This window comes from Streptomyces sp. HUAS 15-9, assembly GCF_025642155.1.
Lineage (GTDB): Bacteria > Actinomycetota > Actinomycetes > Streptomycetales > Streptomycetaceae > Streptomyces.
This window is the reverse complement of record NZ_CP106798.1, coordinates 4843578-4865424: the sequence shown is the minus strand read 5'-3', so window position 1 is coordinate 4865424 and position 21847 is coordinate 4843578. Positions and strand designations below refer to the sequence as shown.

The following is a 21847-nucleotide window of genomic DNA, read 5'->3' as shown; positions in this document are numbered from 1 at the left end:
GATCAGCAGGCCCAGTCCTTGTCCAAGTCGAGGTCCCCCTCGCGGGGCTGGGTGAAGGAGAACCAGTTGCCTGAGTCGTCGCGGAAGAGGGCCTCCGTGCCGTACGGACGCTCCTGCGGCTCCTGGAGGAACTCCACGCCACGGTCCTTGAGCCTCTTGTAGTCGCCGTGGATGTCGTCGGTGGTGAGTACACCCGCGCCCAGCGCCCCCTTGGCGACGAGCTTCTTGACCATCTCGGCGGACTCGGGATCCATCGCCGGCGGCCCGGGCACCATCAGCGTGAGCTCGACGTCGGGCTGGTCCGGGGAGCCGACGGTGAGCCAGCGCATTCCGCCCTCGCCCATCGACATGTCCGTACGGACCTCGAGGCCCAGCTTCTCGGTGTAAAACTCCTTGGCCCGGTCCTGGTCGAGTACCCAGACGGTCGAAATCCTGAGTCCCTTGATCATGGCGTGCTCCTGTCCGCGGGGATCGGCTGCCTGCCCCGCCACCGTAGGCAGCCGGGGTCTCAGCCCGCTTCTCCAGAATTGCTCCGGGTGCTGCCGGGGCCGCTTCTGAACCCGCCCGCCCAGAGCATGGCGTAGCAGCCCGGTATGAGCGCGGCCCCGCGGCCCACGTGCTTGACCCGGTACTCGCTGGGAGTCAGCCCGGTCCACGCCTTGAACCGGGTCGAGAAGGTGCCCAGGCTGCTGAAGCCGACCAGATGGCAGATCTCGGTCACCGACAGATTGGCGGTGCGCAGCAGGTCCTGAGCCCGCTCGATCCGGCGGTGCGTCAGATACTGGCCGGGCGTCTCGCCGTACGCCTCCTTGAAGGCGCGGATGAAGTGATAGCGCGAGTACCCGGCGTGGGCCGCCACCGCGTCCAGGTCGAGTTCCGGGTCCGCCCAGTCGCGGTCCATGGCGTCCTTCGCCAGGCGCAACTGGCGCATCTTGTCCATACGGCGATGGTGGCACGCGGCACTGACATCGGGTCCCGGGCACGAAATCCCGGGCACGAAGCCCCAGGCACAAAGTCCCGGGCACGAAGAAGGCCCCCGAGGCGGACACCATCCGGGGGCCTTCGTTCAGGGGCGGATCGGCCGGCCTCGATCACCGGGGCCGGCGCCGCGTCACGCGCCGTCCGCCGCGGGTTCCGGCTTCTGGGGCCCGCTCTTGAGCGGGACCTCCTTCACGAACAGCGCAGCGGCCAGCACGATCACCGCGATCACCGCGCCGAGCAGGAACGCCGAGTGCGTACCGGCGGACACCGCGTGCTGGTACGCCTCCCGAACCGCCGCGGGCAGCTTGGCCAGGCTGGCCGCGTCCAGCTGTGCGGACTTCTCGGTCGTCTTGGCGGCCAGCCCACCGCCCCGCTCGGCCATGACGTCCTGCACCCGCTGGTTGAACAGCGCGCCCATGATCGCGACACCGAAGGAGGAGCCGAGCGTACGGAACAGGGTGGTCGACGAGGACGCGACGCCCATGTCCTTCATCTCCACGCTGTTCTGCGCGACCAGCATGGTGATCTGCATCAGGCAGCCCATGCCGAGACCGAGGACGGCCATGTACACGCCCGAGGTGAACCGGGAGGTGCCGGTGTCCATCAGCGACAGCAGATACAGACCCGTGATCATCAGGACGGCGCCGACGATAGGGAAGACCTTGTAGCGGCCGCTGTTGGTGGTGACCCGACCGGCCACCATCGAGGTCACGAGCATCGCGCCGAGCATCGGCAGGAGCAGCAGACCGGAGTTGGTGGCGGAGGCGCCCTGCACCGACTGCTGGTACAGCGGCAGGAACAGTGTGGCGCCGAACATCACGAAGCCGGTGATGAAGCCGATGACCGACATCAGGGTGAAGTTGCGGCTGCGGAAGATGTGCAGCGGCAGGACCGGCTCGGCGGCCTTGGTCTGCCAGAACACGAAGCCGACCAGGGCGACGACACCGATGGCGATCAGTTCCATGATCCGCGCGGACGTCCAGGCGTACTCGGTGCCGCCCCAGGTGGTCACGAGCACGATCGAGGTGATGCCGACGGTCAGCAGCGCGGCGCCCAGGTAGTCGATCCGCGCCTTGGTGCGCTTCTTCGGCAGGTGCAGCACGGCGCTGATCAGCAGCAGCGCGACGGCGCCGAGCGGCAGGTTGATGTAGAAGGACCAGCGCCAGCCCCAGTTGTCGGTGATGGTGCCGCCGACGAGCGGACCGCCGATCATCGCGAGCGCCATGACGCCGGCCATCATGCCCTGGTACTTGCCGCGCTCCCGCGGCGGGACGAGGTCGCCGATGATCGCCATGACGCCGACCATCAGACCGCCGGCGCCGAGACCCTGGACGGCCCGGAACCCGATCAGCTCGCCCATGTTCTGGGCCATGCCGCTCAGCGCGGAGCCGATCAGGAAGATCACGATCGAGGTCATGAAGGCGCCCTTGCGCCCGTACATGTCGCCGAGCTTGCCCCAGATCGGGGTGGATGCCGCGGTGGCCAGTGTGTACCCGGTCACCACCCAGGACAGGTGCTGCAGACCGCCCAGCTCACCGACGATGGTCGGCATCGCCGTGCCCACGATCATGTTGTCGAGCATCGCGAGCATCATCGCGATCATCAGCGCGAGCAGGACGACCCGCACGCTCCGCTGCTTCTTGCCCGGCTTGCCCGGCTGCTCGTCGAAGACCCCTTCGGGTGACTCCTGGCTCGCCAAAGCCGCTTGTGTGTCCGCCATCTTCCCACTCCCCCAGCGACCGCCACTTACTTGCCGCCCGGCTAGTTGTCTACACTGGGAAGTTAGCGCCGTAACTAGCCGGGCGTCAAGTAAGTTTCCTAGTCGGGCGGCAAGTAAGTTTCCGCGGGAGCGCGAGGAGTACGAGGATGGGCGTCACCATGGACGGCACCAAGCAGCAGCGCCGCGGCAACACCCGCCAGCGCATCCAGGACGTCGCGCTCGAACTCTTCGCCGAGCAGGGCTACGAGAAGACGTCATTGCGAGAGATCGCCGAGTGCCTCGACGTCACCAAGGCGGCGCTCTACTACCACTTCAAGACGAAGGAAGAGATCATCGTCAGCCTCTTCGAGGACCTGACGAAGCCGATGGAGGAACTGATCGAGTGGGGCCGGCAGCAGCCCCACACCCTGGAGACCAAGCAGGAGATCGTACGGCGCTACAGCCAGGCGCTGGTCGGCGCGGAACCGCTCTTCCGCTTCATGCAGGAGAACCAGGCGACGGTCCGCGAACTGCGCATCGGCGACACCTTCAAGGACCGGATGCACAGCATGCGGGACATCATGATCGACCCCGCGGCACCGCTCGTCGAGCAGGTCCGCTGCGTCAGCGCGCTGTTCACGCTGCACGCCGGGATGTTCGTGATGCAGGAGCTGGAAGGCGACCCCGAGAAGCGGCGCGAGGCCGTTCTCGAGGTCGCCGTGGACCTCGTCACGCAGGCGCACCGGGGCGCCTGTCGGGAGGATCAGGTCAGACCTTGACGCCCTTGGCGTGCAGGAAGGCGACCGGGTCGACCGCGGAGCCGTAGTTCGGGGTCGTACGGATCTCGAAGTGCAGGTGCGGACCGGTGGAGTTGCCGGTGCTGCCGGACAGGGCTATGTGCTGGCCGGTCTTGACGACCTGCCCGATCTGGACGTCGATCCGGGACAGGTGGGCGTACTGCGAGTACGTCCCGTTGCCGTGCTTGATGACGACGGCGTTGCCGTACGCGGGGCCGTCACCGGCGCCGTTGCCGCCAGCCTTGACGACCGTACCGCCGTGCGCGGCGACGACCTCGGTGCCGGTCGGCACGGCGAAGTCCTGGCCGCTGTGCTTGTGCGCCCAGTGGCTGCCGTCCTGCATGAAGCTGGCGGAGAGCGTGTACTTGTGCACCGGGTCGACCCAGGAGGTGGCGGACGCGGTGGCGGCGCTTGCGACCCCGGTTCCCACGACGGCCGTGGCACCCAGACCGGCAGCCAGGACGGCCACCCGGGTACGGAGGTTGGACGTGCGGGTGGAACGGGACGTAACGCGCTTGAACATCTGGACCTCGTGGAGTCGGGGACTTGGAACCACCCGACGCACAACCGTCCGCCGGATGGGGCATCTCTTGGTAACCCGCCATCCCGCCTGGTCTCAAACCCCCCTGTCTACGGCTAAAGCTAGTATTCAGCGACACAATCACCAGCTTCTTGACAGATAGGGTTTTTCGGGCATCACCTGCCGATACCGCCCATTCATGGCGGGTTAGGGCATAAAAATCCCTTTTGCCCAGCTAGGAAGTCTCACTATCTAACCTAGTAACGGACATATCGCCTGTGCGGCATGTCACCGGCTCCCAAGATCGACAAACCCCGAAATGTGACGCGCGCTACGCCGGCCGGCACTCGGGTCTGGTCGGCCCGCCGACGAAGAGGACCTTCGCGCGGGACGGGCCGGGGACGGGGCCGGCCGACGGGCCGGTGCGACTGTCCGCCCTGCTGCGAGCGGCGGAGCAGCCGACGGCCGCCGGTCCGCTGGTGCTCGGCCTGCGGCCGCACCTGGGGGGACTGATGAAGCGCGACGCGGTGACGGCGCTGGTGACCGGCCGCCCGCGGTTCGGCCGGACGCGGCGATCCCGCATCCGGCGCGACTCGCCAAGAACACCTCACCGCCGGTGATTTCGCGCCTCCTGTGGGCATGGGGCCGGTTCGACACCGAGCGCTGAGCGCACGGGGCGGGCGCCGCTGGGGGAGTTCGTCGGCCGGAGCGTGGGGGTCGGCGAGATGGGGTCGTACGCCGCCGACTTCCTGCCCCTGAGCTTTGTCGTACTCGGCGCCGGCACCGCCCCGGAGGACGGGCAGGCGGGCCTCGGGCGTCTCACCCGGCTGGTCGAGCTGAGACTCGACGCCCGCGCGTCAGCGGCCGCACATTCTCGGGGACGTCACGCGGCGCTTCGGCCTCGAACCGCTCCTGGATCCGCCCCACTTGGAGTCGGCCTTCCTCTCCGGCCGGACCCGCGTCGGTGTGGGCTCGGTCAACTGCGGTGCGGGCGGGGTCAGATCCTGAGGGCAAGCGGGGCCGCCGTGGAACTCACCGCGTCGGACGGCGAGTTCCGGGGGTGCGCCCAGAATTCACGGCCCTGTGTGACGCAGATCTCTGTACGCCTACCCCCCGGTAACCCTACGGTTCCCCTCGCGCCATCCTCGCCCAAGATCATGCCCCTGACAGGCCTGTACGGACGTGAGAGGACCCCCACAGATGACCAGACGCCCCTGGGCTCGCCGAGTGACCGTGACCGCCGTCTCGGCGGCCGCGTTGGCGGCCATGGCCACCCCGGCCGACGCCGCGACCGCCACCAAGGTCGACTACGCGACCTGGCAGCAGGACTGCCAGACCGTGATGGGCCAGGCGCTGCCGTACCTGAAGGACCGTATCGACGACGCCAAGCCCGGCGAGAAGCAGGCGATCGTCTTCGACATCGACAACACCACGCTGGAGACCGACTTCGGTTTCAGCTACCCGCAGCCGGCCAACAAGCCGGTCCTGAACGTCGCGAAGTACGCCCAGGAGCACGGCGTCTCCCTCTTCTTCGTCACCGCCCGCCCGGGCATCATCGCCGCGCCCACCGAGTTCAACCTCGAGTACGACGGCTATGACGTCTCCGGTCTCTACGTCCGCGGCTTCTTCGACCTCTTCAAGGACGTCGCCGCGTACAAGACCGCCCAGCGCGTCGCCATCGAGAACAAGGGCTACACGATCGTCGCGAACATCGGCAACAGCGCCACCGACCTGTCGGGCGGCCACGCCGAGAAGACGTTCAAGCTGCCCGACTACGACGGCCAGTTGTCGTAACCGCGGTCTTCGCGGCGCAGCGCATACGAAAGGGGCCGGTGCTCGAAAGCACCGGCCCCTTTCGTCCGCTCGCCCCCCGGGGGGGGGTCAGGCGTCCTTGCTCAGGTTCGGCCCGGCTCCGCCGGCCGCCTGCTCGATCGGCGGGACGTCGGGCAGCGCCGACTTCTCCTCACCCCGGAAGGTGAAGGTCTTGGTCTCGCCCTCGCCCTCGGTGTCCACGACCACGATGTGACCGGGGCGCAGCTCGCCGAAGAGGATCTTCTCCGACAGCGAGTCCTCGATCTCGCGCTGGATGGTGCGGCGCAGCGGCCGGGCACCCAGCACGGGGTCGTACCCCTTCTTGGACAGCAGCTCCTTGGCGGACTGGGAGAGCTCGATGCCCATGTCCCGGTCCTTCAGGCGCTCGTCCACCTTGCCGATCATCAGGTCGACGATCCGCAGGATGTCCGCCTGCGTCAGCTGCGGGAAGACGACCACGTCGTCGACGCGGTTCAGGAACTCGGGGCGGAAGTGCTGCTTGAGCTCGTCCGACACCTTGTTCTTCATGCGCTCGTAGTTGGACTTCGTGTCGCCCGTGGCCGCGAAGCCCAGGTTGAAGCCCTTGGAGATGTCCCGGGTGCCGAGGTTGGTCGTCATGATGATGACCGTGTTCTTGAAGTCCACGACCCGGCCCTGGGAGTCGGTCAGACGACCGTCCTCCAGGATCTGCAGCAGCGAGTTGAAGATGTCCGGGTGGGCCTTCTCGACCTCGTCGAAGAGGACGACGGAGAACGGCTTGCGGCGGACCTTCTCGGTCAGCTGGCCGCCCTCTTCGTAGCCCACGTAGCCGGGGGGCGAACCGAAGAGCCGCGACACCGTGTGCTTCTCGCTGAACTCCGACATGTCGAGGGAGATCAGTGCGTCCTCGTCGCCGAAGAGGAACTCGGCGAGCGCCTTGGACAGCTCGGTCTTACCGACACCGGACGGACCGGCGAAGATGAACGAGCCACCCGGACGCTTCGGGTCCTTCAGACCCGCGCGCGTACGGCGGATCGCCTTGGACAGCGCCTTGACGGCGTCGTCCTGGCCGATGACCCGCTTGTGCAGCTCCTCCTCCATGCGGAGCAGGCGGCTGGACTCCTCCTCGGTCAGCTTGAAGACCGGGATGCCGGTGGCCGTGGCGAGGACCTCGGCGATCAGCTCGCCGTCGACCTCTGCGACGACGTCCATGTCGCCGGCCTTCCACTCCTTCTCCCGCTTGGCCTTGGCGGCCAGGAGCTGCTTCTCCTTGTCGCGCAGGGAGGCGGCCTTCTCGAAGTCCTGCGAGTCGATCGCGGACTCCTTGTCCCGGCGGACGGCGGCGATCTTCTCGTCGAACTCGCGCAGGTCCGGCGGCGCGGTCATCCGGCGGATGCGCATCCGGGAGCCGGCCTCGTCGATCAGGTCGATCGCCTTGTCCGGCAGGAAGCGGTCGGAGATGTAGCGGTCGGCCAGGGTGGCGGCCTGGACCAGGGCCTCGTCCGTGATCGAGACGCGGTGGTGGGCCTCGTACCGGTCGCGCAGACCCTTGAGGATCTCGATCGTGTGCGGCAGGGACGGCTCGGCGACCTGGATGGGCTGGAAGCGGCGCTCCAGGGCCGCGTCCTTCTCCAGGTGCTTGCGGTACTCGTCCAGCGTGGTCGCACCGATGGTCTGCAGCTCACCGCGGGCCAGCATCGGCTTCAGGATCGAGGCGGCGTCGATGGCGCCCTCGGCGGCACCCGCACCGACCAGCGTGTGCAGCTCGTCGATGAACAGGATGATGTCGCCGCGGGTGCGGATCTCCTTGAGCACCTTCTTCAGGCGCTCCTCGAAGTCACCGCGGTAGCGGGAGCCGGCGACCAGGGCGCCGAGGTCCAGCGTGTAGAGGTGCTTGTCCTTGAGCGTCTCGGGCACCTCGCCCTTGACAATGGCCTGGGCGAGACCCTCGACGACGGCGGTCTTGCCGACGCCGGGCTCACCGATCAGGACCGGGTTGTTCTTCGTACGGCGGGACAGCACCTGCATGACCCGCTCGATCTCCTTCTCGCGCCCGATGACCGGGTCGAGCTTGGACTCACGAGCCGCCTGGGTGAGGTTCCGGCCGAACTGGTCCAGGACGAGAGAGGTCGAGGGGGTGCCCTCGGCCGGGCCGCCGGCGGTGGCGGTTTCCTTGCCCTGGTAGCCCGACAGCAGCTGGATGACCTGCTGGCGGACACGGTTGAGATCGGCACCCAGCTTGACCAGGACCTGGGCGGCGACGCCCTCGCCCTCACGGATCAGGCCGAGCAGGATGTGCTCCGTGCCGATGTAGTTGTGCCCCAGCTGAAGAGCCTCACGGAGCGACAGCTCCAGGACCTTCTTGGCACGGGGGGTGAAGGGAATGTGCCCGGACGGGGCCTGCTGGCCCTGGCCGATGATCTCCTCCACCTGCTGGCGGACCGCCTCGAGCGAAATCCCGAGGCTCTCAAGGGCCTTGGCGGCGACACCCTCACCCTCGTGGATCAGGCCCAGGAGGATGTGCTCGGTGCCGATGTAGTTGTGGTTGAGCATCCGGGCTTCTTCCTGAGCCAGGACGACAACCCGCCGCGCGCGGTCGGTGAACCTCTCGAACATCGTTAATCGCTCCTCAGAGCGGTCAGGCAGTGGGGGGAACTTCCCCTCCCTGTCCTTCCGCAGCTTAGTCCCGCAAGCGGGGACCGCTCATTCCAACTGCCGACACCGTCGATGGCCTCCTGACCCCGAACGCCGACATATGCTCCAACCCGATGGTGCGAGACGATGTTCCCGCAGGCCAGACAGTTACCCCTGTCTCCAGTACGCCGATGGCGAACGTGAGACGGCCCGTCCTGCGTGTCGCCCCCTCCCACTAGGGATGTCTTACCCGTACGGACTGACACTCCATGCCGTGCGCACCGGTTCCCTCCGCTATGGGCGAACAACCTTGCGTCTGCCCGGGCCCCCTCGAGCCCCTCGTCGATGACTGTCCGCGCTCGATTGAACACTCAGCGTAACTCGCGAGGGTCTTCGGCGGTTGCACTTGGCATGGCTGGCGCAGTCCCCATGGTTCCTCTCCCGCGTCGTCCACTCGATGCGCACGATCCCTCCGGTCCGTACGGCCCGTACGATCCGGGCGGCCCGGGTGACCCCGAGGCCCGGATCCGGCACTGGTACGAGAACGAACTGGGGTGGCCGACAGTGCCCGGTGAGCCGGTACGGCTCGTCACCGGGCTGCGCTTCGACGTGCTGGACGTGCCGACCGGGGCGGGCGCCGTGGCGCTGCGGCATCTGGGGCCGGGCTCTCCCGTGGCCCTTCAGGGCGACCGGATGCGGCTGCTGGTGGCCGCGGGCAGCGCGGAGGAGCTTCCGGGGCTGCTGGACTGGCTGGAGTGGGGCACGCTGGCCCTCGATCTCGTCGCGCTGGGCGCGGGCGAGCGCATGGACGCGCCACTGCCTCCCGAGCGGGCCCTGCGCGACGGTGCCGATACCGCCCTGCGCGTCCCGGGTCCCGTGGGGGGGGCCGCCGTGTGGCTGCGGCCCCCCGAGCCGTGGTGCGGGGCCGACGCCTCGTTTCCGACGCTGTCGGCCATGGGGGGCGTGGGGGGCGCCCCCGATCTCGTACGACTCGTGGACACGGTGGCAACGCAGTGCCACCGGATCCGGCTGCGGCGCGTACACGCCGGGCCGTCGGTTTCTCAGCCGTTGGCCTTCTCGTAGGCCTCGCGGATGGACGCGGGAACACGGCCACGGTCGTTGACCTCGTAACCGTTCTCCTTCGCCCAGGCGCGGATCTGCGCGGTGTCCTGGCTGCCGCCGGAAGCGGCACGGGCCTTTCCGCGCCCGCCCGAAGCACGGCCACCGGTACGACGACCGCCCTTCAGATAGGGCTCAAGAAGGCCACGCAGCTTGTCCGCATTGGCGGTCGTGAGGTCGATCTCGTACGTCTTGCCGTCCAGCGCGAACGTCACGGTCTCGTCCGCCTCGCCGCCGTCGAGGTCGTCGACAAGAAGGACCTGAACCTTCTGTGCCACCGGATTTCCTTTCATCGATAACTTCAAGGGCCGGGGGTCTGCGGCGTCCGCCCGTTTCGCCGCCCCCTGTTATATGCAGTACTGCAGTACGTCGGAAAGCAAACCGCTTTTGCTGGAAAAACACAAACCCCTGGGAGAGACTCAGGGGCCACCCCTGCCCCGGAAACATGCGCGTTTCGGACATAGGGAACCTGGGCATGGCTCGAGGGCCGGAATACCGGACCAAGCGCGGCGATCACAGATGCAGAAGCATCCGGCTGTTGCCCAAGGTGTTCGGTTTCACTCGTTCGAGTCCGAGGAACTCCGCGACGCCCTCGTCATAGGAACGCAACAGCTCCGCGTAGACATCGGTGCCGACGGGTGTCTCACCGATCTCCACGAAGCCGTGCTTCACGAAGAAGTCGACTTCGAAGGTCAGACAGAAAACACGGCGAACGCCGAGCCAGCGCGCGGTGTGCAGCAACTTCTCCAGCAACTGATGGCCGACACCGGCGCCCTTCAGGCCGGGCTTCACCGCGAGAGTGCGGACTTCCGCGAGGTCTTCCCACATCACGTGCAGTGCGCCGCAGCCGACCACCTCGGCGTTGTCGTCCCGTTCCGCGACCCAGAACTCCTGGATGTCCTCGTAAAGCGTGACGGTCGCTTTGTCGAGCAGGATGCGGTCTCGGACGTACACGTCGAGGAGGCGGCGCACGGCCGGCACATCGCGGGTCCGGGCCCGCCGGACCGTGATGGCTTTAGCGGTGACTTCGGGGCGCTCTGCTGACATGAGCGGACGCTATCGCCCGCCGCCATCCTGTGCGGAGCCGGGGTTCTCGTCGCCGGTATCGGTGGGGGTATCCGTGGTTTCCGGTCCCTGGACGATCCGTACCGCGTCCCTGAGGTCCTGTCGCTGTTCGTCGCTCATCATCCCGAAGAAGGCGACGAGAGCGGCGGCGGGGTTGTCGCTCTGCGACCAGGCGTCGTTCATCAGGGCGGCGGCGTACGCGGCGCGTGTGGAGACGGCCTCATATCGATAGGCCCGGCCTTCCGCCTCGCGGCGCACCCAGCCCTTCTGATGGAGATTGTCCAAAACGGTCATCACCGTGGTGTACGCGATGGACCGTTCCTGCTGAAGGTCTTCCAGGACTTCTCGAACGGTCACCGGGCGGTTCCACTTCCACACCCGCGTCATGACCGCGTCTTCGAGTTCTCCCAATGGGCGAGGCACAGCACAGAACAATAGTGGGAGATCCCGGCAATGGCGTGCCGGACGTGCACTTTCAGCGCCAAACGCCAACAAAAGGGGCGTACGACTCGGGAGGTGCGCGCACACCGGGAGCCGCGCGCCCGTCGGTGTCCGCCCGCCGGCGTCCGTCAGGCGTCTGTGCCCGTGGAGGCCTTCCGTGCACCCTCCGCGCGCGCGATGGCGTCGACGACGGCGTCCTCCTTGGCCTTGGCGGCCCCGCCCTGGGTCTTCACGATCACGCGGACCAGACCGATGAAGAACACGGCCATGACGACCGGGGGCACGAGTGCGGAGACGTAGTCCATGCGACCAGGGTAGCCACGGGGGGACGAACGGCCAGGTCGGGGTGGACCCACCCTGTTCCGGCATGTCGCCCCTGTGCCGCGGCCCTCCGTCGCGTCCGTCAGCCCGCAGCGAGCCGGTGCCGCGGCGGGTCGGCGGGCGGCGGAGACGGCTTCCGGCGCGGGAAGACCTCTCCCGGGGTCGGAATGGGACGGGACGGCTTGGGCGCGGCGGGCTCGGCCGGCTCGGGCCCCGGACGCTCCGCGGGACGCTCGGCGGGCTTCTCCGCGGGCTTCTTGCCCTGCTCCTCGCTCGCGCCCCTCGTGCCCCCGGGGATGGCCATCAGCCGCGTACGGGCCTGTACGGGCGCGCGGCAGGCGGGCACGCTGGGAAGCCCGGCGCCCCGGCCCGCGCCCCGCACAGGCCCCTCACAGCGCTCCAGGAGGGCCGCGGCGACGGGACTCCCGCTCAGCGCGCGCAGTGCGGCGAGGTCGTCCCCGATGGGCCGGTAACCGGCCTCCAGCGCCTCATCCAGGAGGGCGAAGTACCCGGTGGCGGTCCCGGGCAGGGCGGCGCGGTACCGGGCGAGGTCGGCCAGCAGGAAGGCACGCAGCCGAGCCCCCTCGCGCATCGCCTCGTCGAGCGAATCGGCGAGGCTCAGACAGTCCTGGACGTCCTCTGCCGAGGTGGGACCGGGGTGAAGGGCGAGGGCGAGAGCGCGGCGGAGCACACGCAGCTCCGCCACACCGAACACCATGCCGCCGCGGGATCCGTATGGCGTGGGCATGCATCGAAGATACGCACTAATCAGACAAACCCGACACAGAAGCCGGGCGTGGCGCCCACAAGCCACCCGGCTGGCCGGTCCCACGCCCTACCGGGCTCCGAACTGCACGCTGCCGACTCGGGCCTGGACATCCATCCGCACGGCCGCGGCCCGGGCAGCAGCACGGGCGCCGTCCCGGCGGAAGCAGGGCCGCCACCCGGGCCACGAACACGGCCATCGTCACGTCAGAAGCACGGGGGCACACCCCCGCCACAAACACGGGCATCGCCCCAGCAAAATCACGGACACCGCCCCGGCCAGAGACACGGGCGCCGTCCCCGCAGCAGCAGGATCGCCGCGCCAGCCATCAACACACACGCCGGAAGCAGGGCCGCCACACGGGCCACGAACACGGGCGCCGCCCCGGCCACAACACGCCTGCCGTCCCGGCAGGAGCAGGACCGCCGCCCGCCCACAAACGCGCGTGCCGTCCCGGCGGGAGCACAGCCTCCGCCCCGGCCACAACGCGGGCATCGCCCCAGCAAAATCACGGACACCGCCCCGGCCAGAGACACGGGCGCCGTCCCCGCAGCAGCAGGACCGCCGCCCGCCCACAAACGGCGCGTGCCGTCCCGGCGGGAGCACAGCCTCCGCCCCGGCCACAACGCGGGCACCGTCCCAGCAGAACCACGGACACCGCCCCGGCCACGAACACGGGCGCCGTCCCGGCGGAGGCGCGGGCACCGCCCGGTACCAGCGCGGCGTGCCCGGTCGGTGCGTACCAGGCGTCGGCACGCGGCTGCCCCGGGCTCGGTCAGGCCCCGTCTGCGTCCGTGCCGGTGCCCGCCGGTGCGGGAGTGGGCCGCTGGGGCATCGCGCCCGGCCGGCGGGCAGCTGGGTCCGGCACCGGCAGGGGCCTGTGTACGGGTTACATGCGGGAGACGTTGCGCTCGTACACCAGGCGCAGGCCGATCAGGGTCAGCCACGGCTCGTGTTCGTCGATGACCGACGACTCGCCGAGGACCATCGGGGCCAGGCCGCCGGTCGCGATCACCGTCACGTCCTCGGGGTCGTCGGCCAGCTCCCGGGCCATCCGGCTCACCACGCCGTCGACCTGCCCGGCGAACCCGTACACGATGCCCGCCTGCATGGCCTCGACCGTGTTCTTGCCGATCACGCTCCGGGGCCGGGCGACCTCGATCTTGCGAAGCTGCGCGCCCCGTACGCCGAGCGCCTCGACGGAGATCTCGATGCCGGGTGCGATGACACCGCCGACGTACTCCCCGCGCGCGGAGACCGCGTCGAACGTCGTCGCCGTACCGAAGTCCACGACGATCGCGGGGCCCCCGTACAGCTCGACGGCCGCCACCGCGTTGATGATGCGGTCCGCGCCGACCTCCTTGGGGTTGTCGGTGAGGATCGGCACGCCGGTCTTCACGCCGGGCTCCACCAGCACGGCGGGCACGTCGCCGTAGTAGCGCCGGGTCACCTCGCGCAGCTCGTGCAGCACCGACGGGACGGTCGCGCAGATCGCGATGCCGTCGATGCCGTCCCCGAGGTCGTCGCCGAGGAGCGGGTGCATGCCCATCAGGCCCTGCAGCAGCACCGCCATCTCGTCCGCCGTGCGGCGCGGGTCCGTGGAGATCCGCCAGTGCTCGACGATGTCCTCGCCGTCGAACAGGCCGAGAACGGTCTGTGTGTTGCCCACGTCGATCGTGAGGAGCATGGCCGTTACTCCGCCTCGCGCAGGTCCAGGCCGATGTCCAGGATCGGCGAGGAGTGGGTCAGGGCCCCTACGGCCAGGTAGTCCACGCCGGTGTCCGCGTACGCCTTGGCGTTGTCCAGCGTGAGCCGGCCGGAGGCCTCCAGCATCGCCCGGCCGTCGACGATCGCCACCGCCTCCTCGCACTCCAGGGGCGTGAAGTTGTCGAGCAGGATCAGGTCGGCGCCCGCGTCCACGACCTCGCGCAGCTGGTGCAGCGTGTCGACCTCGACCTCGATCGGCACGTCCGGGAAGGCCGCCCGCACGGCCTCGAAGGCCTGGGCGACGCCGCCCGCGGCGACCACGTGGTTGTCCTTCACCAGCGCCGCGTCCGACAGCGACATGCGGTGGTTGACGCCGCCGCCGCAGCGCACCGCGAACTTCTCCAGCGACCTGAGGCCCGGCGTCGTCTTGCGGGTGTCCCGGACCCGGGCCTTCGTGCCCTCCAGGACGTCCTCCCACGCGCGCGTGGCGGTCGCGATGCCCGACAGACGGCACAGCAGGTTGAGCGCGCTGCGCTCGCCGGTCAGCAGGTCACGGGTGTGCGTGGTGACCGACAGGAGCTTCTGCCCGGCCTCCACCCGGTCGCCGTCCTCGACGTGCCGCTCGACCTCGAACTCGTCCGTGCAGACGACGGAGAGCACGGCCTCGGCGACCCGCAGGCCGGCCACCACGCCTGCCTCGCGCGCGGTGAAGTCGCCGGTGGCCACGGCGTCCTCGGGGATGGTCGCGACGCTCGTCACGTCCACGCCGTGGGCGAGGTCCTCCTGGAGGGCCACGTTGGCGATGTCCTCGACCTCCACCGGGTCGAGTCCGGCGTCGGCCAGGAGCTGCGCGAGCGCGGGGTCGAGCCCGCACTCCAGGTACGCGTCGTCTCCTTCGGTGCCCTCGGCGCCGCAGGCGCAGTCGCCGCCGCAGCCGCCGGTGGGGGCGAGGGGAAGGTCGTCGGTGCTCACTTCTGTCACTGCTCCTGGGGACGCGGGTGGTGCTGGGTAGGGGGGAAGTCTGCGGTGTCGGTGGTGCGTACGGCCAACGTGCGGTCCGGATTCAGCCGTACGACGATGTGGCGCCGCCAGTCGGCGTCGTCACGGTCGGCGCGGTCCTCGCGCCAGTGGCAGCCGCGGGTCTCCTCGCGCAGCCGCGCGGCGGCGACCAGGACGCGGGCCACGCACATGAGGTTGGTGGCCTCCCAGGTGTCGACGCCCGGCTCGGCGGTCTTGCCGTTCTCGTCGAGGGCGTCGCGGGCCTCGGTGTGCAGCTGCTGGAGCTGGTCGGCGGCCTTGGCGAGGGAGTCGTCCGAGCGCAGGACGCCAGCGCCCTCGGTCATGATCCGCTGGATCGCGAACCGGGCCTCGGGGGCGAGGAGCGGGTGGGCGGGCGTCTCGGGGTGCTCGACCGGCTCGGGCACGCGCGCGTGCAGACCGTTGCCCGCGTGGCTCGCCGCGATGTCGGCGGCGATGCGCTCGGCGTAGACGAGCCCCTCCAGGAGGGAGTTGGAGGCGAGCCGGTTCGCGCCGTGCACACCGGTGCAGGCGACCTCGCCGCACGCGTACAGGCCCGGGACGGTCGTGCGGCCCCGGGCGTCGGTGCGCACGCCGCCGGAGGCGTAGTGGGCGGCCGGGGCGATCGGGATGGGCTCGGTGACCGGGTCGATGCCGTTGGTGCGGCAGGCGGCCAGGATCGTCGGGAAGCGGTGCTCCCACATGTCGGCGCCGAAGTGCCGGGCGTCGAGGAACATGTGCCCGGCGTCCTGCTCCTGCATGCGCCGCATGATGCCCTTGGCGACGATGTCCCGGGGCGCGAGCTCGGCCAGTTCGTGCTGCCCGATCATGAAGCGCACGCCGTCGGCGTCGACCAGGTGGGCGCCCTCGCCGCGCACCGCCTCGGAGACCAGCGGCTGCTGGCCCTCCGCGTCGGTGCCGAGGAACAGCACGGTCGGGTGGAACTGCACGAACTCCAGGTCGGAGACCTCCGCGCCGGCGCGCAGTGCGAGGGCCACGCCGTCGCCCGTGGACACGGACGGGTTGGTGGTCGCCGAGAAGACCTGCCCCATGCCGCCGGTCGCGAGGACCACGGCGGGGGCGTGCACGGCGCCCACGCCGTCGTGCTGGCCCTCGCCCATGACGTGCAGGCTGACGCCCGCGGTGCGGCCGTTCGCGTCCGTCAGCAGGTCCAGGACCAGCGCGTTCTCGATCGTGCGCAGGCCACGCGCGCGTACGGCCTCGACGAGCGCCCGGGAGATCTCCGCGCCGGTGGCGTCGCCGCCGGCGTGCGCGATGCGGCGGCGGTGGTGGCCGCCCTCGCGGGTGAGCTCCAGCCTTCCTTCGGCGGACTCGTCGAAGTGCGCGCCGGTGTCGATGAGCCGCCGTACCGCGTCGGGACCCTCCGTGACGAGGATCCGTACGGCCTCCTCGTCGCACAGGCCCGCACCCGCGACCAGGGTGTCGTCCAGGTGCTGTTCGGGGGTGTCGCCCTCGCCGAGGGCCGCGGCGATGCCGCCCTGCGCCCAGCGCGTGGAGCCGTCGTCGAGCCGGGCCTTGGTGACCACGACGGTCTTCAGGCCCGCAGCCTCGCAGCGCAGGGCCGCGGTGAGGCCGGCGACCCCGGAGCCGACGACCACCACGTCCGCGGAGATGGACCACCCGGGGGCGGGCGCGTGCAGTCGTATGCCTGTGCTGGTCACGAGGCGGCTCCGAAGGTTCCGAAGGTGAGAGGGAGGTTGTCGATCAGCCGGGTCGTCCCGACCCGGCCGGCGACGGCGAGGACGGCTTCGCCGGTGAAGTCGTCACCGATGTCGGTGAAGTCGGACGGGTCGACCAGGGCGAGGTAGTCCAGTTCGAGCGGCGGGTCGAGGCGGGCGGCCTCGTCCAGGACCAGGCGGGCGGCGGCGCGGACGGCCGCGGCGGCTCCGGGCACGGCCTTGGCGACGGCGTGCGCGTCGGCGGCCGCGCGGGACTCCCCTATGGCGCTGAGCGCCTCGGCACGCGCACGCGTGGAGGGCACTTCGAGGGCCCGTGCGCGCAGCGCCTCCTGTGCGGCGTGCCGGTCGCGGCCGGCGAACAGGGCCTGGGACAGGGCCAGGGCCGTGTGCCGCTCCTGGGGCGAGAGATACCGGTTGCGGCTCGACAGGGCGAGGCCGTCCTCCTCGCGCACGGTCGGTACGGCGACGATGTCGACGCCGAAGTTCAGGTCCCGCACCATGCGGCGGATCAGGGCCAGCTGCTGGGCGTCCTTCTGGCCGAAGAGGGCCACGTCGGGACGGGTGAGGTGGAGCAGCTTGGCGACCACGGTGAGCATGCCGTCGAAGTGTCCGGGCCGCGAGGAGCCCTCCAGACGCTCGCCCATGGGGCCCGCGGTGATGCGCACCTGGGGTTCGCCGCCGGGGTAGACCTCGTCGACGGAGGGGGCGAAAACGGCGTCCGCGCCCGACTGTTCGGCGATCTTCAGGTCGGCTTCCAGGGTGCGCGGGTAGCGGTCGAGGTCCTCGCCCGCGCCGAACTGCAGCGGGTTGACGAAGACGGTGACGACGACCTCGCCGTCCGGCCCGGCGATCTCGCGCGCGCCACGGATGAGCGTGGCGTGACCCTCGTGCAGGGCGCCCATGGTCATCACCACGGCACGGCGACCGTGACGCACACGCGCGTGCAGCTCGTCGGCGGTGCTCAGCAGGGCGGTGGTCATCGGAAGTCTCCGTTCCGGGGCACGCGCGTCGTCGGGCGGCCCTCCTGCGCGGTCGTGGGCACGGACCGGCTCATCGGGCGTCCCCCTCGGTCCGGCCGGCGAGCACCCCGAGGAGGTCCTCCGCGAGTTCCGGCTTCAGCAGCCCGTGCGCGAGCGCGCGGTCGGCGGTCGCGCGGGCCATCGCCAGGTAGCCCGCGACGGTCTGCGGGGAGTGCCTGCGCAGCTCTGCGACGTGTGCGGCGACCGTGCCCGCGTCGCCGCGCGCGACCGGCCCGGTCAGTGCCGCGTCGCCGGAGCGCAGGGCGTTGTCCAGAGCGGCGCCGAGGAGCGGGCCGAGCATCCGGTCGGGGGCCTCGACGCCGGCGGTGCGCAGCAGCTCCATGGACTGGGCGACCAGGGTCACCAGGTGGTTGGAGCCGAGGGCGAGGGCCGCGTGGTAGAGCGGGCGGTTCTCCTCGGCGATCCACTCGGGTTCGCCGCCCATCTCGATGACGAGGGCCTCGGCGGCCAGCCGCAGTTCCTCGGGGGCGGTGACGCCGAAGGAGCATCCGGCGAGCCGCTGGACGTCCACCGGGGTGCCGGTGAAGGTCATCGCGGGGTGCAGGGCCAGCGGCAGCGCGCCCGCGCGCAGGGCGGGGTCGAGGACCTTCGCGCCGTACCGCCCGGAGGTGTGCACGAGCAGTTGGCCCGGCCGTACCGCGCCGGTCTCGGCGAGGCCCGCCACGAGGGCGGGCAGGGTGTCGTCGGGGACGGTGAGCAGCACCAGGTCGGCGCGCTGGAGGACTTCGGCGGGCGGGGCGACCGGGACGTCGGGCAGCATCAGCGCGGCACGTCGCCGGGAGGCTTCGGAGACCGCGGAGACGGCCACCGGGCGGTGCCCGGCGAGCTGGAGGGACACGGCCAGCGCGGGGCCCACTCGGCCGGCGCCGACGACGCCGACGGTGAGCCGCGCGGGGCGGTCCTTGGGGTCTGGCTGCTGGTCTGTACTCACGCCACGGTGGCCTTCCCGTTCCAGTCCGCTCTGGGTACCGGACGATTTCTCGTCATGTTAACGCTATCGGCTCGAGGACCGATCGCGTTGTCCACAGGCTGTGGGTTTCCACACGTCCGCAGGGCGGGTCCCGGCGGCAGTTCGCCCGGCGAAAATCCGGCTGCTCGCGCGAGGCCGACAGGGCATGATCCGGCGCATGACTGATACGGGTGAACAGGGCGAAGAGCGCTCGGCACAGGAGCGGTTGCGGGAGCGGCGGTCGGCGGCCCACCGGACGGCACGGCGCACCCTGTCGCGCGCGGGCTGGCGGGGCACGATCCGCGAACGGCTCGCGCTGCTGCAGGAGACACAGCCCCAGGTGTACGACCTGGACGAACCGGCGGACATGTACGGCGACCGGATCGTCGCGTCCCTGGAGGAACGGGTCGCCGCGCTGCTGGGCACGGAGGCGGCCGCGTTCTTCCCGACCGGCACGATGGCCCAGCAGGTGGCGCTGCGCTGCTGGGCGGGCCGCACCGGCGACCCCACGGTCGCCCTGCATGCGCTGGCCCACCCCGAGGTGCACGAGCGGAACGCGTTCAGCCAGGTCAGCGGGTTGCGCCCGGTCCGGGTGACCGATGCGCCCCGGCTCCCCACCGCCGAGGAGATACGCGACTTCCCAGAGCCCTTCGGGACACTGATGCTGGAACTGCCCCTCAGGGACGCCGGATTCGTGCTGCCTTCGTGGGAGGAGCTCACCGAGCTCGTGGCGGCCGCCCGGGAGCGCGACGCGGTGGTGCACTTCGACGGCGCGCGCCTGTGGGAGGCCACCGTCCACTTCGACCGCACCCTGGACGAGATCGCGGGCCTCGCGGACAGCGTCTACGTCTCGTTCTACAAGTCCCTCGACGGCTTCGGCGGAGCCGCGCTCGCCGGTCCGAAGACCCTGGTGGAGGAGGCGAAGACCTGGCGGCACCGGTACGGCGGCATGATCTTCCAGCAGTTCCCCACCGCGCTGTCGGCGTTCGTCGGGCTGGAGCGGGAGCTGCCCCGGCTGCCGGACTATGTGCGCCACGCGCGCGTGGTGGCCGCCGCGCTGCGCGAGGGGTTCGCGGAGGCCGGGGTGCCGTGGGCACGGGTGCACCCCGAGGAGCCGCACACCCACGAGTTCCAGGTGTGGCTGCCGTACGACCCCGAGGTGGTGGCGGAGGCGGCGGTGCGCCAGGCCGAGGAGACCGGGACGCTCCTGTTCGGCGACGGGTGGCAGCCGGGCGGCCCCGGCCTCGCCGTCACCGAGGTCACGGTGCGCTCCGCGGGTCTGGAGTGGACGGCGGCCGACGTACGGGCAGCCGTAGCGGACTTCGTGACCGGGTTGCCGAAGAAGGCCTAGCCACAGGGCCCACGAGCGACGCGACCGGCCGGGCCGCGCCGGTCATGGTGGGAAGTCCCCGATTGACTGCCGCCGTCAATCGGGGACGGCTTGTCAGTGGGGGCGTGCACCATAGGGGCATGAGCGTGCGCATCGACATCGCGGGGCTGCGGCCGGAGAGGGTCGCCGTCGTGCCCTCACCCCTGGCCGAGCTCGGCATGGCGCTGCACGCGCTGTCCGAGCCGGGGCACCACCCGGGGCTGCAGGGCTGGGTCACCGGCGTGAGTGCCCGGCTCGACTCGCATCTGGCCGACCGGATGTGCGAGGCCGACTTCCTGTGGCGTACGACGTTCTCCGATCTGTTCATGCCCTTCGCGGGCATTCCGGGCGGGTCCGAGATTCCGGGTGCCACGCTCGCCGAGGACCTCGAGCTGCTGGACAAACTGACGGACGAGCAGTTCGTGGACACGGCGCTCGAGTTCACCTGCGCACTTCCCTACGGGCTGCCGGGCCCCGGCCCGCTCGCCGACGCCGAGCTGCGCCGACGCGCCTTGGAGCTGGCCGCCGCGCGGGGGCCGCAGCAGATGCGCTTCGCGGAGCGGCTGCTGGCCGACCCGCCCCGGATCCGGGGCTGGCTCCGGCAGTTCCTGGAGGACTGTGACGAGGCGTTCTTCGCGGAGACCTGGTCGCGGCTGCGCCACCAGCTCACGGCGGACGCCCGGCACAAGACGGAGCTGCTGCGCCACAAGGGCCTGGCGGAGGCGCTGGCGTCCGTGTCCCCGGTCGTGACCCTGGACGAGCCGGCCGGCCGGATCACGGTCGACAAGCTGGGCGAGGGGCGCACGGCCACGGCGGACGGCGGCCTCCTGCTCGTACCGACGAGCCTGGGCTGGCCCCACCTGATGGTGCTGCACCGGTACGACTGGCAGCCGGTCCTGCACTACCCGGTCGGCTCCCCCGAACTCGCCGCCCCGCCCTCCGTCGAGCAGCTCACGCTGCGGATGACCGCCCTGTCCCACCCCGTCCGCATGCGCATCTGCCGCAATCTCGCCCGCAGCGCGTACACCACGAGCGAGCTGGCCCAGGTCCATGGCATGACCGCCCCCGAGATATCCCGACACCTGAGCGTCCTGAAGAAGGCGGGCCTGCTCACGACCCGGCGCCGCGGGCGTTACGTCCTGCACCAGCTGGACGTGTCGGTGGTGGCGCGGCTCGGCAGCGACTTCCTGGAGGGGATCCTCAGATAGCCGGGCCACCCGTCAGTCGAAGCGGATGTGCTTCACACCGACCCCGGCCTGCCTGAGCCGCGTCCGCAGCGCTCCCTCGGTGTTGGGCCTGAGGGTCAGCCCGGCCAGCACGGCGATCCGGTCCGCGGTCTTCGGCACGGTCGAGTGGTCCGTCCACAGGTGCTCGGCGAACTCCGGCTCGGGCAGCCGCTCCAAGCAGTGGTCGAGCTGCCGCACGGCCCAGCTCTCCCTGCGCAGAGTGGCGTTCCTGCCGGTGACATGGCGCAGGAGGTGCCCGAAGCCGCGCTCGCGCAGCCGCCGAAGGACGGTCTCACGCTGGGCGAGGAGCGTGAAGTGGCGTACGTCATGGCCGAGTTCGCGCAGCCGGCCGACCGTCTCCTCGAAGCAGACGGGGTCGGTGACCGTCATGGGGGCGATCACCGCGCCCTCGCGCTTGGTGAGGGCGAGGTCGAGGACCTCGACGACGCCCTGCCGCCAGGAGGTCAAGTCCCGGAAGTCTCCACGCAGTTCGGGTGGGAGCGTGCGGTGCAGGCCGAAGCCGGCGTGCTCCGGATCGCAGATCACGCTGCCCGGAAGCCGACGCTGGATCTCGTGTGCGGTCTGTGTCTTGCCGCCCCCGAAGGGGCCGTTGATCCACAGGAGCATGCGCAGACCCTAGTGCGCGCCGGGCACACGGGAGTCACGTTTCCGGGAGTCGTGGCCGAGCTGCGGTTCCGGGACGGC

22 protein-coding genes are annotated in these 21847 nt (G+C 70.5%); 6 read left to right on the top strand and 16 right to left on the bottom strand.

Going from position 1 to position 21847, the window contains the following annotated elements; genetic code table 11:
* Positions 1-2: 2 nt before the first annotated feature.
* From N8I87_RS22475 to N8I87_RS22465, 3 genes are all read right to left on the bottom strand, one after another.
* Positions 3-449 carry a VOC family protein gene (locus tag N8I87_RS22475; protein ID WP_263211126.1) on the bottom strand — a complete coding sequence of 149 codons (447 nt, stop codon included), beginning with the start codon at positions 447-449 and terminating at the stop codon, positions 3-5.
* Positions 450-508: 59 nt separating this feature from the next.
* The gene (locus N8I87_RS22470; protein ID WP_263216599.1) at positions 509-931 is read right to left on the bottom strand and encodes a helix-turn-helix transcriptional regulator; all 423 of its coding nucleotides are present in this window, start codon (positions 929-931) and stop codon (positions 509-511) included.
* Positions 932-1111: 180 nt separating this feature from the next.
* Positions 1112-2701, bottom strand: coding sequence for an MDR family MFS transporter (locus N8I87_RS22465; protein WP_263211124.1), 1590 nt, complete (start codon positions 2699-2701; stop codon positions 1112-1114).
* 146 nt (positions 2702-2847) lie between these two features.
* Here N8I87_RS22465 and N8I87_RS22460 point away from each other — a divergent pair, with 146 nt between their 5' ends.
* On the top strand, positions 2848-3459 hold the full coding sequence (locus N8I87_RS22460) for a TetR/AcrR family transcriptional regulator (RefSeq protein ID WP_263211123.1): 612 nt from the start codon (positions 2848-2850) through the stop codon (positions 3457-3459).
* On the opposite strand, the gene N8I87_RS22455 is transcribed toward N8I87_RS22460, so the two are convergent.
* Positions 3449-4000 (bottom strand): M23 family metallopeptidase, encoded by a 552-nt coding sequence (locus tag N8I87_RS22455; RefSeq protein ID WP_263211121.1) that lies wholly within the window; start codon positions 3998-4000, stop codon positions 3449-3451. The genes N8I87_RS22460 and N8I87_RS22455 overlap by 11 nt on opposite strands.
* Before the next feature lie 419 nt (positions 4001-4419).
* Here N8I87_RS22455 and N8I87_RS22450 point away from each other — a divergent pair, with 419 nt between their 5' ends.
* Both N8I87_RS22450 and N8I87_RS22445 read left to right on the top strand, forming a co-directional pair.
* The gene (locus N8I87_RS22450) at positions 4420-4617 is read left to right on the top strand and encodes a hypothetical protein (RefSeq protein WP_263211119.1); all 198 of its coding nucleotides are present in this window, start codon (positions 4420-4422) and stop codon (positions 4615-4617) included.
* A 580-nt stretch (positions 4618-5197) separates the two neighbouring features.
* The gene (locus N8I87_RS22445) at positions 5198-5791 is read left to right on the top strand and encodes an HAD family acid phosphatase (protein ID WP_263211117.1); all 594 of its coding nucleotides are present in this window, start codon (positions 5198-5200) and stop codon (positions 5789-5791) included.
* 87 nt (positions 5792-5878) lie between these two features.
* On the opposite strand, the gene N8I87_RS22440 is transcribed toward N8I87_RS22445, so the two are convergent.
* Positions 5879-8404 (bottom strand): ATP-dependent Clp protease ATP-binding subunit, encoded by a 2526-nt coding sequence (locus N8I87_RS22440; RefSeq protein ID WP_263211115.1) that lies wholly within the window; start codon positions 8402-8404, stop codon positions 5879-5881.
* 429 nt (positions 8405-8833) lie between these two features.
* Between N8I87_RS22440 and N8I87_RS22435 the strand changes: the two genes are divergently transcribed.
* A complete protein-coding gene (locus tag N8I87_RS22435) occupies positions 8834-9505 on the top strand; it encodes an SCO3374 family protein (RefSeq protein ID WP_263211113.1) in 672 nt (223 codons plus the stop codon).
* On the opposite strand, the gene N8I87_RS22430 is transcribed toward N8I87_RS22435, so the two are convergent.
* From N8I87_RS22430 to N8I87_RS22385, 10 genes are all read right to left on the bottom strand, one after another.
* Positions 9484-9819, bottom strand: a complete 336-nt coding sequence (locus N8I87_RS22430; protein ID WP_263211111.1) for a histone-like nucleoid-structuring protein Lsr2 — start codon at positions 9817-9819, stop codon at positions 9484-9486. The genes N8I87_RS22435 and N8I87_RS22430 overlap by 22 nt on opposite strands.
* Positions 9820-10054: 235 nt before the next feature.
* Positions 10055-10588: an amino-acid N-acetyltransferase gene (locus N8I87_RS22425; protein ID WP_263211109.1), complete on the bottom strand. Its 534-nt coding sequence runs from the start codon at positions 10586-10588 to the stop codon at positions 10055-10057.
* 9 nt (positions 10589-10597) lie between these two features.
* Entirely contained in the window at positions 10598-10993 is a 396-nt protein-coding gene (locus tag N8I87_RS22420) for a BlaI/MecI/CopY family transcriptional regulator (RefSeq protein WP_411577271.1), read from the bottom strand.
* A gap of 182 nt (positions 10994-11175) precedes the next feature.
* Positions 11176-11352: a hypothetical protein gene (locus N8I87_RS22415; RefSeq protein ID WP_263211107.1), complete on the bottom strand. Its 177-nt coding sequence runs from the start codon at positions 11350-11352 to the stop codon at positions 11176-11178.
* A 98-nt stretch (positions 11353-11450) separates the two neighbouring features.
* On the bottom strand, positions 11451-12086 hold the full coding sequence (locus N8I87_RS22410) for a hypothetical protein (protein WP_263216596.1): 636 nt from the start codon (positions 12084-12086) through the stop codon (positions 11451-11453).
* Between the two features lie 937 nt (positions 12087-13023).
* Entirely contained in the window at positions 13024-13821 is a 798-nt protein-coding gene (locus N8I87_RS22405) for a type III pantothenate kinase (protein WP_263211105.1), read from the bottom strand.
* 5 nt (positions 13822-13826) lie between these two features.
* Positions 13827-14813 carry a carboxylating nicotinate-nucleotide diphosphorylase gene (nadC, locus tag N8I87_RS22400; protein ID WP_263211104.1) on the bottom strand — a complete coding sequence of 329 codons (987 nt, stop codon included), beginning with the start codon at positions 14811-14813 and terminating at the stop codon, positions 13827-13829.
* A gap of 5 nt (positions 14814-14818) precedes the next feature.
* On the bottom strand, positions 14819-16540 hold the full coding sequence (locus N8I87_RS22395) for an L-aspartate oxidase (RefSeq protein ID WP_263211102.1): 1722 nt from the start codon (positions 16538-16540) through the stop codon (positions 14819-14821).
* Positions 16537-17538 carry a pantoate--beta-alanine ligase gene (panC, locus tag N8I87_RS22390; protein WP_263211100.1) on the bottom strand — a complete coding sequence of 334 codons (1002 nt, stop codon included), beginning with the start codon at positions 17536-17538 and terminating at the stop codon, positions 16537-16539. The genes N8I87_RS22395 and panC overlap by 4 nt, the downstream gene beginning before the upstream one ends.
* Positions 17539-17608: 70 nt before the next feature.
* On the bottom strand, positions 17609-18529 hold the full coding sequence (locus N8I87_RS22385; protein ID WP_263211098.1) for a Rossmann-like and DUF2520 domain-containing protein: 921 nt from the start codon (positions 18527-18529) through the stop codon (positions 17609-17611).
* A gap of 196 nt (positions 18530-18725) precedes the next feature.
* On the opposite strand from N8I87_RS22385, the gene N8I87_RS22380 reads away from it, so the two are divergent.
* Together N8I87_RS22380 and N8I87_RS22375 are read left to right on the top strand one after the other, a co-directional pair.
* Positions 18726-19898, top strand: coding sequence for a threonine aldolase family protein (locus N8I87_RS22380; protein WP_263211096.1), 1173 nt, complete (start codon positions 18726-18728; stop codon positions 19896-19898).
* A gap of 119 nt (positions 19899-20017) precedes the next feature.
* On the top strand, positions 20018-21124 hold the full coding sequence (locus N8I87_RS22375) for a DUF5937 family protein (protein ID WP_263211094.1): 1107 nt from the start codon (positions 20018-20020) through the stop codon (positions 21122-21124).
* A gap of 12 nt (positions 21125-21136) precedes the next feature.
* Here the strand turns inward: N8I87_RS22375 and N8I87_RS22370 are convergent, their stop codons facing one another.
* Entirely contained in the window at positions 21137-21769 is a 633-nt protein-coding gene (locus N8I87_RS22370) for an AAA family ATPase (protein WP_263211092.1), read from the bottom strand.
* Positions 21770-21847 lie beyond the last annotated feature (78 nt).